The organism is Streptomyces sp. JH14, assembly GCF_029428675.1.
Lineage (GTDB): Bacteria > Actinomycetota > Actinomycetes > Streptomycetales > Streptomycetaceae > Streptomyces.
The window spans coordinates 199194-214373 of record NZ_JAJNEL010000001.1 but is presented as its reverse complement, the minus strand read 5'-3'; the positions used below and the strand labels follow the sequence as shown (position 1 = coordinate 214373).

Sequence of the window (15180 nt, the reverse complement as noted above, 5' to 3'; positions counted from 1 at the left end):
TCACGAAGGACGTACTTCGGTGAGACGGCGTCAGTTCCTGTGTCACGGACCACATTGGCGTCTTTACGTCACTCCTGTCTCAACTCCCTTTCCGCTTCCTAGGATTGCGTGTCCATGGAACAAAGGGAGGTCACGTGCGCCGACTTGCGCGTATGAGTGTCGTGGCGGTCAGTGCAGCCGCACTGTTCGCTGCCATGTCCGGGGTGTCGTATGCCTGGACCCAGCCGCTGTCGCTCTGTGAAGGTTCGGAGAAGGACGCGGGCGGTGTGGACTGCAACGTCGGCTTCTGGACCGACCTCAGCTACCTCGACAAAGCCGGAAGCGGGTGGTTCACCGCCTACGGTGAGGGCCTGACCGCCTGGGACCAGCACGCGGACGGGTACGGCGTCTACGCCAAGGCGACCTGGGCCGCCGGCGGACAGTCCGGAGAGGTATGGGCCACCGGTGGCTCGGGCGACAGCAAGTCGGTGGACCTGTCGTTCCCCGAGGGCGCCAAGATCACCCTCAAGGTGTGCCAGACGGACAACGGCGGACTGTACAACTGCCTTTCGGTCACCGCGACGGCCTGACCGTCGTTGTCTCCGCCCGTCTCCCGGCGCCGGAAGGGCGCCCCACCCGAACATGGGGCGCCCTTCCGGCAGCAGGACGGCCCAGCGGCGGACTGGCTGGGGCGGTGCGAGTCCAGCCCCAGGCCGGGCTCGCACCGCCCCGGGCCCGCGCCCGGCCTGTCTCCGACAGCCCGACCATCCCGCCCCGCGCATTGCACTCCCGGGGGGCGTCCGCGCTCGGGCCGGGGTCGCGAGTCCTGCTCAGCAGCCGATCCGCAGGTCCGCCCAGTCCGCGTGGTCGGAGTCGACCCCGTCCCCGCCGTCGGTGACCACCAGCCGCACCACCTGCGCACCGCTCACATCCGCGGTGATCGGCTGTGCGGCCATCGCATTGGTCAGCACTCCGGAAGACGCCGCCTTCGTACCATCCGCCCAGATCTCGAACGCCACGGTTCCCTTGGCACCCTTCTCGTCGTCGACGCCGACCTGCGCGGTGACGGCGCTGCACGCGCCGCCCGCATAGAACTCGACGGCGCTGTCCGCGTGCACCCCGAGTCCCTTGGTGAAGACCGCGCCGCCGATGGTCAGCGGATGACCGTCGCCCGCAGCGCTCTCACCGTTGCTGGTGTCCTTCTCGACCGGGCCGTAGCCGTTGGCCGCGGACAGTTGCGGCAGATCGCTCAGATAGCTGTCGCCCGCCGGTGGCGCCACCACCACATGGGCACTAAACGGGACCGTGGACCGTACCCGCGTCCCGGCCGGTGAGCGGTACTGGGCGGAGAGCGTCAGATCGTACGTACCGGTGGCCGTGCCCGCGGGAGGCGTCACCTGCCAGCGTGTCGTCAGGGCCCTGCCGGTGGGCACGACGTGCGACCCCGTCGGGGACTGGGCCTTGATCCGCCAGCCGGCCGGGCCGGTGAGCGCCGCGGAGATGCTCTCGGCGGGTGTACGGCCCAGATCGGTGACCGTCGTCGTCAGCGGTGCGCTGCGGCCCGCCTCGACCAACGGGCTTCCGATCAGACCGAGTTCCACGGCCGGCGGGTGCGCGGCCCACTTGCGGTCGGCGGCGACGCGCAGCAGCACGGTGCCGTGCGCCGGGACGGTCGCCGAGATGCCGCCCGCCGTGTTGTACGTCGTGTGCTCCCACAGGTCGCGCATCGTGTACGCGGCGGCCTCCGGCAGGCCCGCCTCCCGCGCCGTCGTGGAGATGCGCTGAGCGCTTCCGGTCTCGTTGAAGAGCGCCACGACCCGGCTGCCGTCCTGCATCTCCTTGGCGACGACCCAGCGTCCGGCGGTCGACGAGAACACGGTGCCCTGCTTGCCCAGCGGGTCCTGGTCGACGGCGATGACCTCGTCGTTGGAGAGGATCTCGAAGGTCTCCGGGGTCGCCTTGCGCAGATCGGAACCGATCAGCAGCGGCGCCGCCATCACGGACCACATGGAGAAGTGGGTGCGGTACTCGGTGCCCGTCATTCCGCCGTTGCCGACCTCCAGCATGTCCGGGTCGTTCCAGTGTCCCGGTCCGGCGGCGGAGGCGAGCGGCAGGTTCTGCTTCATGATCGACAGCATGCTGCCCCAGCTGTCGCTGATGTCACCCGTGGTGCGCCAGAGGTTGCCGACGCCGGCCGCCCACTCCCAGGGCTTGTTCTGCCCCCATTCGCAGATGCTGTAGACGATGGGACGGCCGGTGGCCTCCAGCGCGTCACGCATGGTCGTGTAGCGCAGCTTCGCGTCGACGCCCTGGTTGTTGCAGTTGTCGTACTTGAGATAGTCGACGCCCCAGTCCGCGAACTGCTGTGCGTCGCTGTACTCATGGCCGAGCGCACCGGGCAGGCCGACGCTGTCGCACGTCTTCGTGCCCGCGCTGGTGTAGATACCGAGCTTGAGCCCCTTGGAGTGGACATAGTCCGCGACGGCCTTGATGCCGTTCGGGAAGCGCACCGGGTCGGCCTCCAGCTTGCCGTCCGCGTTGCGCTGCGGCTTCGCCCAGCAGTCGTCGAGGTTGACGTACTGATATCCGGCGTCCTTGAGGCCCTTCTCCACGAAGATGTCGGCGATGCCCTTGACCATCGACTCGTTGAACTCGGCCCGGCAGTGGGTCGAGTTCCAGTTGTTGAAGCCCATCGGCGGGGTGAGTGCGAGACCGTTGTCGGACTGCGGGGCGGGCATCTCCGCCGGAACCGGTGAGTCCGCGACGGCCGGAGCAGCCGCTCCCGCCGCGCAGAGCAGTCCGGCGGTCAGCGCTCCGATGACTCTCCTGCGGACAGTGCGGGTTGTACGGGTTGGAAGATGACGCATCGTTGCATTCCTCCGTACTCGTGCCAGATCGGATGACGCCATGTACACGCCGTTCGTGCGCGATTACGTTAGAGCGTGTTGAAGTCTGTTGGAAGGGGCGTGGTAACGGTTATTCGATATCTCGTCAAAACCCTTGACGGGTCCACGACTTGGGGGTGAGATCCAATCGCACGTTCGGTTGTGTTGGGTTGGCATCCCGAAGGAGGGGCCGTGGCGCACTCTTCGTACAACAGTTCAGGCGTGCCGGGCAGTGTGGCAGGACATCGGATGTCCCGGCGAAGCCTGTTGCGTGGTGCGGCAATGGGAGCAGGCGCGATCACGCTGCCTTCGCTGCTCACCGCATGCAGCAGCGGCCCCGGCGGCGACGGCAAGACGATCCACATGGGGTCGAATTCATCCGACCCTATTCCGAAGAAGGCCTTCGCCGAGGCGTTCAAGGCCTACGAGGCGCAGTCGGGGAGCCGCAAGATCGCGGTGAACACCGTCGACCACAACACCTTCCAGGAGAACATCAACAAGTACCTGCAGGGCAACCCGGACGATGTCTTCATGTGGTTCGCCGGCTATCGGATGCAGTTCTTCGCCAAGAAAGGCCTGTTGTACGACATCAGCGACAACTGGCAGCACTACGAGGGATTCTCGGACGCGCTGAAGGCCCAGTCCACCGGCGAGGACGGCAAGCAGTACCTCACGCCGTACTACTACTATCCGTGGGCCGTCTTCCACCGCAAAAGCCTCTTCGCCGACCGGGGTTACCAGGCACCCAAGACGCTCGACGAGTACGTGGCGCTCGCGAAGCAGATGAAGAAGGACAAGCTCGACCCCATCGCGTTCTGCGACAAGGACGGCTGGCCCGCCATGGGCACCTTCGACTACATCAACATGCGGACCAACGGCTACGAGTTCCACAAGAGCCTGATGGCCGGCGAGGCCGCCTGGACGGACAAGCGGGTCAGGGAGGTCTTCGACACCTGGCGCCGTCTCCTGCCGTACTGCCAGCCGGGCGCCAACGGACGCACCTGGCAGGAGGCCGCGACCAGCCTGCAGAAGAAGGAAGCCGGCATGGCGGTCTTCGGACTGCCGCACCCCGGCGCCCAGTTCCCGAAGGGCGAGCAGGAGGACATCGACTTCTTTCCGTTCCCGGTCATCAACCCGGAGCACGGCCAGGACGCGGTCGAGGCCCCCATCGACGGCTTCCTGCTGGCGAAGAAGTCCAAGAACCTCAAGAACAAGAAGAACGTGGAGAGCGCCAAGGACCTCCTGAAGTGGCTGGCCACCGGCAAGGCCGAGGACATCTACCTCAAGAGCGACCCCAACAACATCGCGGTCAACGACCAGGCGGACACCTCCCAGTACTCCGCGCTCCAGAAGAAGGCCGTGGAGCTCGTCTCCGGCGCGAAGCAGATTTCACAGTTCCTCGACCGTGACACCCGGCCGGACTTCGCCTCGACCGTGATGATCCCGGCCATCCAGAAGTTCATCAGCACCCCGAACGATGTGGACGGTCTGGTCAACGACATCGAGCGGCAGAAGAAGACCATCTTCGCCTCCGACTGAACCTGGAGTACCGACCGTGTCGTTCCTCTCGGAGCGGCGCACCGAACGGCGGGGCCTGCGACGATTCACCGGCCGCGACCTCGTCGTCATCGGTCTGCTGCTCGGCATACCCGTCCTGCTCGACATCGCCGTCGTGTGGGGTCCGACCCTTGCCTCCGTCGTTCTCTCCTTCACCAGCTGGGACGGGATCGGCGACATCCAGTGGGTCGGCACGCGCAATTACGTGAACCTCTTCACGAACTACCCGCAGTTCTGGCCCGCCGCCCGGCACAACCTGCTGTGGCTGGCCTTCCTCGGCCTCGTCGCGGCGCCGTTCGGACTGCTCCTGGCCGTGCTCATCGACCGGGGTGTGCGCTTCAGCCGCTTCTACCAGTCGACGCTGTACATGCCGGTCGTGCTGTCGCTCGCCGTGGTCGGCTTCATCGCGCAGCTGATCTTCTCCCGCGACCAGGGCGCCCTCAACGCGATCATCGGGGACACCAAGTCGCCCACCGACTGGCTCGGTGACCCGGACCTCAACATCTGGATGGTCCTGCTCGCCGCTGCCTGGCGGCACACCGGCTATGTGATGATCCTCTACCTCGCCGGGCTCAAGGCCGTGGACCCCTCGCTGAAGGAAGCCGCCGCCATCGACGGAGCGAACGAGGCCCAGACCTTCTTCCGCATCGTCTTCCCCACACTGCGACCGGTCAACGTCATCGTCGGCGTCATCACCGTCATCGAATCCCTGCGCGCCTTCGACATCGTGTACGCCGTCAACCACGGCCGCAACGGACTCGAACTGCTCTCCGTGCTCGTCACCGACAACATCATCGGCGAGGCCAGCCGCGTCGGCTTCGGTTCCGCCATCGCCGTCGTCCTGCTGACCGTCTCCCTCGGATTCGTCGTGACGTACCTGGTCCAGGAGCTCCGAGGGGAGAAGAACCGATGACCGTCGACACCGCCCCCGCCCGCCCTGCCGCGCAGCCCGCGCCCCCGAAGTCCGTCACCGGGCGCCGCGGGCTCCGTCCCGGCCGGCTCGGGGTGCACGCCTTCCTGATGGCGGTCTCGCTCACTTTCCTCGCCCCGCTGCTGCTGGCGGTGTACGCCTCGCTGCGGCCGTACGACGAGACCTCCCAGTACGGCTACTTCTCGCTGCCGAAGCATCTCTCCTTCGACTACTACCGGCAGGCGTTCGCCGACTCCGGTATGACGAAGTACTTCGTCAACACGATGATCATCGCCGTGCCCGGGGTGCTCGTCACCCTCTTCCTCGCCTCGTTCGTGGCCTTCGCTCTCGCCCGGTTGAAAATGCGCGGCGGGATCGTCCTGCTGATGCTCTTCACCGCCGGGAACCTGCTGCCCCAGCAGGTGATCGTGACGCCCCTGTACGTAGTGTTCAACCGCATCCCGCTGCCCTACTGGATGTCCGACTCGATGACGATGTACGACTCGTACTGGGCCGTTGTCGTCGTGCAGATCGGCTTCCAGATCGGGTTCTGCGTCTTCGTCCTCGCCAACTTCATGCGCACCCTGCCGCAGGAGATCCTGGAGGCCGCCATCGTCGACGGCGCGGGCGTATGGACGCAGTACTGGCGGATCACCCTGCCGCTGTGCCGCCCGGCACTCGCCGCGCTCGGCACGCTCCAGTTCACCTGGATGTACAACGACTTCCTCTGGGCCCTGGTCTTCGTCTCCGACGGCGACAAGCTCCCCATCACCTCGGCTCTCAACAACCTGCGCGGCCAGTTCTTCACCGACTACAACCTCCTGGCCGCGGGCTCGGTGATCGTCGCCCTGCCGACGCTCGTGGTCTTCCTGTTGCTGCAGCGCCACTTCATTGCGGGGCTCACGCTGGGGTCGAGCAAGGGGTAGGGGCGACCTGCGCACATGCAGTCACGCGCTCGCCTCTGCCAGAAGCGTCCTGCCGCGACCATCGGCCTCAGGTAAGAACGGCACCTCGGGCTCGGAGCTCTCACGGCAACCGCCATGCACAGGAGACTCGATGGCCGACAACCCGCCGCCACGCGTGGGTGAACCGCCTTCGCGGCCGCAATACACAGGCCTGTTCGTTGAAGCGGACCTGGTGCCCGTCGACGAAACAGAGTGAGGGCGAATGCCCCACCGCCCTTCTGGGACAGTGGGGCATCGTTGTGTTCCGGGGCCCTGGGCAGCCGGCAGGCGGTGGGCGTGACAGCGAGAAGCGGGGCTGCGGGCCCGGTTCGCCTACTCGCAGGCCACTCCGTCTCCGTCGCGGTCGAGGTGGCGCCCGTAGCCGGGGTCTCCCGCGTGGATGGGTGCGGCACCAGCAGCCCTCACCGCCGAGCAGTTCGCGTAGTACGCCGACTCACTGCCGCCGCCCGATCCGGATCCGCCGCTACCCGCGTCGGGCGCGACGGTGACCTTGACGGTCTTCGTCTTCGTCACGGTCGGCACAGGCTCCGGACTGGCGGTGACAGTCTCGGTGACGGCGGGCTCGGGCTCAGCGGTCTCGGTCGTCGTCACGGTTGCCGCGGGTGCGGCCTTCGCGCTGGCGACCTCTTCCGTCTTCGTGCTGTCGCCGGAGCCGCCGATGCCGACACCGATGAAGAACAGCAGCCCGGCCGCAGGGAACAGAACTCGCTTCCGCGTCCACTTCGGCCGTCCCCCGGCCGGCGCGGGAACGACATACGGGTTGGAGCCGGCAGGCTCCGGCGGCCGCCCCCAAGGAGGCTGCTGCGGCGGCGGATTATGCGACATGGGTCCCCCTGAGAAGTTCGTGGAGGGATGACCGTAGCGACGCCGTCCGAGGCGGGGGAGCCGGATGCTCCGGTAGTGACGGAGTTGTGACCGATACGTGGGGGAGTGAAGGCGATGGGGTCATGTCTGTGAGGGTGGGGATGGGGCGGGGCGCATCCGCGGCCGGGGCCGCGGCGTAGGGCAGGAAGCGGATGACGGCGGCGGCGATGACGGTGCGGCTGTCCCGGGCGGTGTCCACGCTGCGGGCGACGAAGGGCCCAGGAGGTGCGGTGACGCAGGCGCCCAGGGCGCCGGCCGGCCGGCCCGAGCCGCCGCTGGTGTTGACCGTCAGCACGATGACCACGACGGCGCCGCCGTCGGAGGTGCGGGCCAGGGTCGCCGCGATGACATAGCGGGCCGGTGGGCCTCAGCCGGGCTCGTCGACGAAGTGGCCGGTGCTTCGGCGCTTGGCCGCGCGCTCTCCTGTATGGATGTCGGGCAGAGGGATGGCTGGAGCGCCGCCGCCCCCTGTACGCGAGGGGGCGGCGGGCTGTCAGGCGTGGAGCTGGAGCTGCTCGAGCACCGTGGCGACGTGGGCGCAATCCTTGGTGTCGAGGCCGCGCAGCGGCAGGGGGAGGTTGCGGTGGGCGGTCAAGCCCAGGTGCGCGGCGGCCGCGGCGACGACCCGCAGGGATCCTCCGTGCTGGGCGAACAGGTCCCACAGGGGTTGGAGCCGCTGGGACTCCTCAAGGGCGTGCTCGTGCCGCCCGGCCTGCGCTGCGCGGGTGAGGGCGAGTGCCGGCTCGGGGAAGCTGCCGCCGATCACCGAATACCAGACGTCGCATCCGGCGTTCAGGCCCCTGGCTGCGGCAGCGTCTCCGCTGATGCCCACGGTCACCGTGTGGGGCAGGAGCCGGCGCAGATGCTGGACACGAGCCCGGGCTTCCGTGGGGTCGTCGGGAAGCGCGGGGATCTTGATGGATGCCACCTGCGGCAGCCGGGCCAGGCGGGTGTACAGCTCGTCGGTGAAGGTGAAGTGGGTGGTGCGGGGGTTGTCGTAGATCACCAGGGGGATCGACAGGCTCGCGGTGACCTCCTTGAACAGGCCGAAGACGTCCTCGTCGGTCAGCGGCTGGTAGGACACCGGCGCAAGCAGCACGCCGGAGGCCCCGGCGTTCTGCGCGTCCTCGGCCGCTTGAAGGACCTGGCGGGTGCGCAGCGCCCCGATGCCGACGATGACCGGCACTCCGTCGGCGTGCTCGACCGCGATGCGGGCGACGCGGGCGCGTTCCTCGCGGGTCAGGTAGGCGTAGGAGCCGGTGGAGCCCAGCGCTCCGATCGAGTCGACGCCGGCGCCGGCGAGCCGGTGGACCAGCGCGGCGAACGCCTTCTCGTCGACGCTGCCGTTGCCGGGGATGGGGGTGAGCGGGAAGGCGCTCAGACCGGTGAACAAGGCGAACCTCCAAGGGGTGCGGGTGGTCCCTCAGCGGTGATGGGCTGCGCCCTCACCGCCGTGTGTCTGGTGCCGCCGTGCGGCGGGCGGGCCGGAGGGTGGTGGTCAGGCGGTGGTGTCGGGGTGCGCCGGGCTGAGGTAGTGCACGGTGCTCTTCTCGCAGTGCGGCTGGAGCAGGGTCTGCAGGTCGTCGGCCGCGGTCTTGAGCAGGTGCCCGTCGCGGGTGGCGGCGACGGTCTCCAGGACGAAGGCGACATGGGTGGAGTCTTCGGTGACGCGGGTGCGGTGGGCGTCACGGTGGTTCCAGTGCCGGGTGAGGACGTCGGTGGTGTCGGTGTAGATGATCTCGCCGGGCTTGGGGTTCTCGACGGTGTCGGGTTCGCCGAGCGGGGTGAAGGTCTCGCTGCCGTCGGCGTAGCGGATCTCGACGTCGCCGGTGACGTGGTCGAGGTCGAAGGCGCCGGCGGGCAGCCCGTGGCGGACGGAGACGGAGTTGTAGGAGTCGACGGCCGGGTTGATCCGGGGCAGGGTGCCCTTCTTGGCCATGCGGCGGCCCAGGGCGTCGACGCTGGGCCGGATGCGGCGGGGATTCGTACCGAAGCAGCGGTAGGCGGCATGCCACGCCTCGATGCGGGGGTCGCTCTCGTCGGCCGGCTGCCAGACGCCGCCGGCGAGCTGGGCCTCCAGGTCCTCCAGGGCGGCGGCGGTGGCAGGCCAGGGCTCGCCGCCGCGCAGGCCGATGCCGGTGACCACGGCGATGAGCGTGTCGGGGAAGGCGTCGGCGACAGCGGGGCTGACACGGAAGGCGGTCATCAGTGGTCCGTTTCGGTGGAAGGCGGGTGTGAGCTACGGGGTCAGGTGAGGGCGAGGAGACTGACGGCGACGGCGGCGGTGCCCAGGCCGATCAGCTGGCCGCGGTGGATCCGCTCGGCAAGCACACTGCGGGCGAGCAGGACGGTGCCGGCCGGGTACAGGGCGGTGATCACGGCGACGACGGCCAGGTCGCCGCTGCGGGCGGCGAGCAGGAACAGCAGGTTGGCCACCGAGTCCAGCACGCCGGCCGTCGCCGAGGTCGCGTAGGCGGGCTTCTCCGGGCCGAGCCTGCGGTACATCAGCCCGGCCGCGGCCAGGGTGACGGCGGAGGAGACGGCGCGGCCGATGATCAGTGGGCCGACGCCGCTGTCGGACGGCGCCTGGTGAAGGAAGACGAGCTGGAGGGCGATGGCGGCCCCGGCACCGAAGGCCGGCAGCAGCGCGGTACGCGACGGTCGGGCGCTGCCGGCCCCGTGTCCGGCGCTGACCAGTACCACGGCCGCCAGCGCCAGCGGCAGCCCGATCAGTCCCGCCAGGCCCAGGTGCTCGCCCTGCAGCAGGCCCACGCCGACCGGCAGCATCGCCGAGACCAATGCGGTGACCGGGGACAGGACGTTCATCGGACCGATCGCGAGCGTGCGGTAGAGCAGGGCGAACGCGGCGGCCGACGCGACGCCGGACGCCGCGCCCCAGGCGAGGGTGGTGGGGGCGAAGGAGGCGCCGAGGAAGGGCCACAGCAGCAGCTCGACGGTGAGCGAGGCCGGGGCGGCGATCATCACGGTGCGCAGGACGTGGGCCTTGCGGGCGCCGAGACCGCCGAGGAAGTCGGCGCATCCGTAGGCCAGGGAGCTGCCAAGAGCCAGCAGCAGAGCGATCACGGGTACATCCCTTACTATCAATGGAACGACTACACCGTACAACGCACCGACCGGAAGTCGTCGACCGAATGACCGCGTGGTGCAGTGCACTGACCCACTGTCTGAAGGGTGATAGCGATGGCCGAGACTGAGGCGGCGCTGCGGACGCTCGCGCACAACGTCCGCGCGGCCCGTACCCGCGCCGGACTGTCCCTGGATGAACTCGGCCGCCGCGCCAAGGTCAGCAAGGGTGCCCTGGTCGGACTGGAGAAAGCCCAGGGCAATCCGAATTTCGCCACTTTGGTCCGCCTCGCCGACACGCTCGGCATCTCGGTGTCCGCGCTGATGGAAGGGCCGGCCGAAGGCCGTGTCCGGGTCGTGTCCGCCGACGCCGTCATGCCCTTGTGGGCCGGGGAGAAGGGGGGGCGAGGCGCGGCTCATGCTGACCACGTCGGGACCGGCCCCGGTCGAGGTCTGGCGCTGGACACTGGAACCTGGTGAGGAGTACCCCAGCCACCCGCACCAGACCGGCGTCGTGGAGACCGTCAGCGTCACTGCCGGGCAGATGGTGCTCGTGGTCGAGAGCACCGAGCATGCAGTCGAGGCCGGGCAGACCGCCACGTTCAACGGGGACGCCCCTCACACCTACCGCGGCTCGGGCACCGAGACATGCCATCTGATCATGACCGTTCACATCCCGCCCGGTCCTGGCTCTGCGGCCTGACCAGTACGTGCTACGGAGTACGAATTTCGCTGCCCTGCCCGGGCCAAGGGCTGTCCCGCCAGGGATTACGGGACAGCCCTTGGTGAAGGGTGCGCCGCCGTGGGCCCGCTGTACTTCGAGGGGGCCGCGGGTCCGTTGTCCGTCGTCGGGATCTGCCCGCACCTGCGCCTTTCACTGAGCCGGACCGGCCCAGTGACTACTGCCGTGATCGCTGCCGGGCAGCGAGGCAGGGAGCCCAGCTGTTCCCGGCAAGCTGCGACCAGCGCTGGGCAGTCACCGGGCTGATACCGAACAGGTCGGCCACGACGATGGGGGCAGGTCGGTAATCGCCTCCATCAGCGCGGTGTTGCGTGCCGCGCGTACGGGCAGCCCGTGGCGCTGTAGCCCGGATCGGAACGGGTCGGAATCAACCGGAACCCAGGTCAGAGGCAATCGGTGACGAACCTTCAGGACCAACAACGTGCGTGGCCGGTTCCCGGCACCGCCCGATCTGCCGCCAACCGACGAAGAAAGAGTGCCTCAGCACCCTCCCGACACGGCGGGATGTCTGCGGGCACGACTCGTCGTACTTCGGCGCCGGCATTGGTGACCGTGACCGGAATTTCTGTTGCTGCGGCGGGAGTTGACAGTGATGACCCCGATGGGTGTCGCGCACCCCACGACCTCGAACGAAGGACTCCGACCGTGGCAGCCGAGCTCTCCGACGAACTCAAGAAGTACCTCGACAACTCGAAGGCATTCGCCACCGTGGCCACTCTCTCGCCGGACGGGCAGCCGCACCTCACCGTCGTCTGGATCACGCGCGACGGTGACGACCTGCTGTTCTCCACGACCGTCGACCGGCTGCAGGGGAAGAACGCCGCCCGCGAACCTCGCGTCACCCTGCTGATCAGCCCGCCCGACAATCCGTACACGTACGCCGAGATCCGCGGCACCGCCACCGTCACACCCGACAGCACGCACGAGTTGCTGAACGACCTGGCGCACAAGTACACCGGTCAGGACTACGCCACGTTCAATCCGGCCTCGAAGAACGACGGCCAGCGGGTCGTCGTGCGTGTCACGCCGGTCAAGGTCGCGGGCAGGCTCTGACACCACGGCACATCCGGCCCTGCCGACCGCATCGGTGGGGCCGGATCAGTGACCCCGGTCCGCCGACTGCTGCGGTACGACCACCAGGAACGCGTCCTCCTCCAGGTCCATCACGACTTCGGCCGCCACGCCCTCCCCGCGGCGTGCTGCCGCGAACTCCTCCGCAGGCCAGCTGCCTCGCGGACCGCCCGCCGGAAACCGCTCCAGTACTGTGCGCCGCACGATGTACCCCCTTGCCCTCGACGGCTCCAACGACCTCCCGCCGCCGCCGTTACGGCCGGGCGGAGGCATGGACTCGTACAGAGTGGGACGCCCACCGAGGGCCTCCGGCGGTTCCGTTCGTGCAACAGGATCGCCACAGCCGGGTTTTCGCGGCAGGGTGTTACGGGCAAGCCACAGGGGGCTACGGAAGAGGGGGAACCGTGATCGTCTGGATCAACGGTGCGTTCAGCGTGGGCAAGACGAGCGCCGCGCGCGAACTGATCGATCTGATCCCGAACAGTACCTTCTACGACCCCGAACTGACCGGCGGGGCGCTGCGGCGCCTACTGCCGCAGAAGAGACTGGCCGAGGTGACCGACTACCAGGACCTTCCGATCTGGCGGCGGATGGTGGTGGACACCGCGGCCGCTCTGCTCGCGGAGCTGCCCGGGGTGCTCGTGGTGCCCATGACGCTGCTGCGCCAGGAGTACCGCGACGAGATATTCGGGGGGCTCGCCTCCCGGCGCATACCGGTGCGTCATGTCCTGCTCTCACCTGAGGAAACGATCCTGCGGCAGCGGATAGCGGGTCGTGAGGAGGTGCCGGACGACCCGGAAGCGAGTGCCCGTGTACGGCAGTGGGCCTACGAACACATCGAGCCCTACCGGACGGCTCTCGACTGGATCACCGCGGACGCCCACACCATCGACACCAGCACACTGACCCCGCAGGAGACGGCCGAGCGCATTGCCGAGGCCGTGCGCACCGGAGCGGCCGGCGCGTGCGAGATCGTGCAGACGCCCGAACCGGTCGCCGAGACCCTCGCCGCCGGGGTTCTGCTCTTCGACGAGCACGACCGGGTCCTGCTCGTCGACCCCACGTACAAGCCCGGCTGGGAGTTCCCCGGGGGAGTGGTGGAGACCGGTGAGGCGCCGGCGCAGGCCGGGATCCGGGAAGTGGCCGAGGAGATCGGCATACACCTCGACCGGATCCCGAAACTCCTCGTCGTCGACTGGGAGCCGCCGAACCCGCCCGGATACGGCGGTCTGCGGCTGCTTTTCGACGGCGGTCTGCTGCGCCGCGACGACGCGGAACGGCTGCTGCTGCCGGGATCCGAACTGCGCGGCTGGCGCTTCGTCACCGAGGCTGAGGCCGCCACGATGCTTCCGCCCGTCCGGTACGAGCGGCTCCGCTGGGCGCTGCGGGCCCGCGAGCGGTCGACCGTGCTCAACCTGGAAGCCGGAATCCCGGTCGGCTGACGCCCGACCCCCCGCCGCCGCGTCGACGGTACGCCTGGCCGACGCGGAAGCGGGACATGTGCAGTGGGTGGAGCATCTCTACGAGATCCGTGCGGCGAACGTGTGCAACCACGGGCGTCCGCCGCACGGATCCTCGCTCCGGGCGAACTCCGCTCAGCGCGAACCCCGGCCCCGGAGCGGGCAACGTGGGATCAGGCCCGCTTGGACTCCGCGTAGTTCTGCAGGAACAGCGCCTCGGCGACCGACAGCCGCTCCAGTTCCTCGGGCGACACGCTCTCGTTCACCGCGTGGATCTGGGCCTCCGGCTCGCTCAGCCCGATCAGCAGGATCTCCGCCTCCGGGTAGAGCGCCGCGAGGGTGTTGCAGAGCGGGATCGAGCCGCCCATGCCGGACGACTGCATCTTCTCGCCGGGGTAGGCGGCTTCCATCGCCTGAGCCATCGACGTGTACGCCGGGCTGGAGGTGTCCGCGCGGAACGCCTGGCCCTGGCCCACCTGCTGGACGGCCACCCGCGCGCCCCACGGGGCATGCGCCTTCAGATGGGCGGTGAGCAGCTTCGTCGCCTCGGCGGCGTCCTGTCCCGGCGGCACCCGCAGGCTGATCTGCGCCCGTGCGGTCGCCTGCAGCGACGGTGTCGCGCCGACCACCGGCGGGCAGTCGATGCCGATGACGGTGACGGCGGGCCGGGCCCAGATGCGGTCGGCGACCGTGCCCGTGCCGATGAGCTCCACACCGTCGAGGACCTTCGCGTCCTTGCGGAAATCGTTCTCCGGGTACTGCAGCCCGTCCCACTCGGCATCCGTGGTGAGCCCGTCGACGGTCGTGGTGCCGTCCTCGGCGCGCAGCGACGCGAGCAACTGGATCATCGCGGCCAGCGCGTCGGGTGCGGCGCCGCCGAACTGCCCGGAGTGCAGGTTGCCTTCGAGGGTGTCGAGCGTGACCCGGAGCATCGTCATCCCGCGCAGCGTCGCGGTGACCGTCGGCAGGCCGACGCGGAAATTGCCTGTGTCGCCGATGACGATGGTGTCGGCGGCCAGCAGTTCGGGGTGCGCCTCCGCGTACCGCTCCAGACCGCCGGTGCCCTGCTCCTCCGAACCCTCGGCGATCACCTTGACGGAGACCGGGACGCCGCCGTTCGCCTTCAGCGCGCGCAGGGCGAGGAGGTGCATGATGAAGCCGCCCTTGCAGTCCGCCGCGCCGCGGCCGAACCACCGGCCGTCACGCTCCGTCAGCTCGAACGGAGGGGAGAGCCAGGCGGACTCGTCGAGCGGCGGCTGCACGTCGTAGTGCGCGTACAGCAGCACCGTCGGGGCGCCGGCCGGGCCGGGCAGGAAACCGTAGACCGACTGCGTGCCGTCGGGGGTGTCGAGCAGGGCGACGTCCTGGAAGTCCTCGGCGCGCAGTGCGTCGGCGACCCAGTTGGCGGCCGCCTCGCATTCGCTCTTCGGGAACTGCGCGGGATCCGCCACCGACTGGAAGGCCACCAGCTCGGCCAGCTCCGCCTGGGCACGGGGCATCAGCGAGGCGACGGTCTCGGAAATCGGATGGGCGGTCATGGGCACGCTCCTCGTGGGTGCGACGTTATGTGTACGGATCCGTCTCACGCACGCCGTGGATGCGGCGTTGCGTGTATGGCGAAGGCGTGGTCGATCCTCCCACAGCGAGGCGCGGCCGCAACGCG

Annotated in this window: 14 protein-coding genes and 1 pseudogene; 8 read left to right on the top strand and 7 right to left on the bottom strand. The window is 69.0% G+C overall.

The genetic code is table 11. The features are described from left to right. Positions 1-134: 134 nt before the first annotated feature. Positions 135-569, top strand: coding sequence for a hypothetical protein (locus tag LRD69_RS00970; RefSeq protein ID WP_277324627.1), 435 nt, complete (start codon positions 135-137; stop codon positions 567-569). A 240-nt stretch (positions 570-809) separates the two neighbouring features. Here LRD69_RS00970 and LRD69_RS00965 read toward each other — a convergent pair whose 3' ends face one another. After that, entirely contained in the window at positions 810-2846 is a 2037-nt protein-coding gene (locus LRD69_RS00965) for an NPCBM/NEW2 domain-containing protein (protein WP_277324626.1), read from the bottom strand. Between the two features lie 267 nt (positions 2847-3113). Between LRD69_RS00965 and LRD69_RS00960 the strand changes: the two genes are divergently transcribed. Genes LRD69_RS00960 through LRD69_RS00950 form a run of 3 tightly spaced genes read left to right on the top strand, consistent with a single transcriptional unit; the run spans position 3114 to position 6257 of the window. Beyond that, complete coding sequence (locus LRD69_RS00960; RefSeq protein WP_277324625.1) at positions 3114-4403, top strand: ABC transporter substrate-binding protein; 1290 nt, start codon at positions 3114-3116, stop codon at positions 4401-4403. A 16-nt stretch (positions 4404-4419) separates the two neighbouring features. Further along, entirely contained in the window at positions 4420-5334 is a 915-nt protein-coding gene (locus tag LRD69_RS00955) for a sugar ABC transporter permease (protein WP_277324624.1), read from the top strand. Next, a complete protein-coding gene (locus LRD69_RS00950) occupies positions 5331-6257 on the top strand; it encodes a carbohydrate ABC transporter permease (protein WP_277324623.1) in 927 nt (308 codons plus the stop codon). Before LRD69_RS00955 ends, LRD69_RS00950 begins: the two co-directional genes overlap by 4 nt. A gap of 351 nt (positions 6258-6608) precedes the next feature. On the opposite strand, the gene LRD69_RS00945 is transcribed toward LRD69_RS00950, so the two are convergent. Next, entirely contained in the window at positions 6609-7121 is a 513-nt protein-coding gene (locus LRD69_RS00945) for an excalibur calcium-binding domain-containing protein (protein WP_277324622.1), read from the bottom strand. 191 nt (positions 7122-7312) lie between these two features. Here LRD69_RS00945 and LRD69_RS00940 point away from each other — a divergent pair, with 191 nt between their 5' ends. Beyond that, positions 7313-7513 carry a hypothetical protein gene (locus tag LRD69_RS00940; RefSeq protein ID WP_277324621.1) on the top strand — a complete coding sequence of 67 codons (201 nt, stop codon included), beginning with the start codon at positions 7313-7315 and terminating at the stop codon, positions 7511-7513. Between the two features lie 140 nt (positions 7514-7653). Here LRD69_RS00940 and LRD69_RS00935 read toward each other — a convergent pair whose 3' ends face one another. The 3 genes from LRD69_RS00935 to LRD69_RS00925 all read right to left on the bottom strand — a co-directional run bounded on the left by LRD69_RS00935 (position 7654) and on the right by LRD69_RS00925 (position 10244). Next, positions 7654-8553 (bottom strand): dihydrodipicolinate synthase family protein, encoded by a 900-nt coding sequence (locus LRD69_RS00935; RefSeq protein ID WP_277324620.1) that lies wholly within the window; start codon positions 8551-8553, stop codon positions 7654-7656. Positions 8554-8658: 105 nt separating this feature from the next. Further along, positions 8659-9366 carry a phenylalanine--tRNA ligase beta subunit-related protein gene (locus LRD69_RS00930; protein WP_277324619.1) on the bottom strand — a complete coding sequence of 236 codons (708 nt, stop codon included), beginning with the start codon at positions 9364-9366 and terminating at the stop codon, positions 8659-8661. Between the two features lie 41 nt (positions 9367-9407). Then, the gene (locus LRD69_RS00925) at positions 9408-10244 is read right to left on the bottom strand and encodes a DMT family transporter (RefSeq protein ID WP_277324618.1); all 837 of its coding nucleotides are present in this window, start codon (positions 10242-10244) and stop codon (positions 9408-9410) included. Positions 10245-10361: 117 nt separating this feature from the next. Here LRD69_RS00925 and LRD69_RS00920 point away from each other — a divergent pair. Together LRD69_RS00920 and LRD69_RS00915 are read left to right on the top strand one after the other, a co-directional pair. Then, positions 10362-10947: pseudogene (locus tag LRD69_RS00920) on the top strand (XRE family transcriptional regulator). A 684-nt stretch (positions 10948-11631) separates the two neighbouring features. Further along, positions 11632-12039, top strand: a complete 408-nt coding sequence (locus LRD69_RS00915) for a PPOX class F420-dependent oxidoreductase (protein WP_277324617.1) — start codon at positions 11632-11634, stop codon at positions 12037-12039. Positions 12040-12084: 45 nt separating this feature from the next. Here LRD69_RS00915 and LRD69_RS00910 read toward each other — a convergent pair whose 3' ends face one another. Continuing rightward, a complete protein-coding gene (locus LRD69_RS00910; RefSeq protein ID WP_277324616.1) occupies positions 12085-12261 on the bottom strand; it encodes a hypothetical protein in 177 nt (58 codons plus the stop codon). A 200-nt stretch (positions 12262-12461) separates the two neighbouring features. Between LRD69_RS00910 and LRD69_RS00905 the strand changes: the two genes are divergently transcribed. After that, positions 12462-13499 (top strand): NUDIX hydrolase, encoded by a 1038-nt coding sequence (locus tag LRD69_RS00905; RefSeq protein ID WP_277324615.1) that lies wholly within the window; start codon positions 12462-12464, stop codon positions 13497-13499. A 191-nt stretch (positions 13500-13690) separates the two neighbouring features. On the opposite strand, the gene LRD69_RS00900 is transcribed toward LRD69_RS00905, so the two are convergent. Continuing rightward, a complete protein-coding gene (locus tag LRD69_RS00900) occupies positions 13691-15055 on the bottom strand; it encodes a dipeptidase (protein ID WP_277324614.1) in 1365 nt (454 codons plus the stop codon). Between the last annotated feature and the right edge of the window lie 125 nt (positions 15056-15180).

Coding starts and splice junctions, on each gene's coding strand:
- LRD69_RS00930 (WP_277324619.1), bottom strand. CDS start 9,366: ATGACCGCCTTCCGTGTCAGCCCCGCTGTCGCCGACGCCTTCCCCGAC.
- LRD69_RS00940 (WP_277324621.1), top strand. CDS start 7,313: ATGACGGCGGCGGCGATGACGGTGCGGCTGTCCCGGGCGGTGTCCACG.
- LRD69_RS00960 (WP_277324625.1), top strand. CDS start 3,114: ATGTCCCGGCGAAGCCTGTTGCGTGGTGCGGCAATGGGAGCAGGCGCG.
- LRD69_RS00965 (WP_277324626.1), bottom strand. CDS start 2,846: ATGCGTCATCTTCCAACCCGTACAACCCGCACTGTCCGCAGGAGAGTC.
- LRD69_RS00950 (WP_277324623.1), top strand. CDS start 5,331: ATGACCGTCGACACCGCCCCCGCCCGCCCTGCCGCGCAGCCCGCGCCC.
- LRD69_RS00900 (WP_277324614.1), bottom strand. CDS start 15,055: ATGACCGCCCATCCGATTTCCGAGACCGTCGCCTCGCTGATGCCCCGT.
- LRD69_RS00945 (WP_277324622.1), bottom strand. CDS start 7,121: ATGTCGCATAATCCGCCGCCGCAGCAGCCTCCTTGGGGGCGGCCGCCG.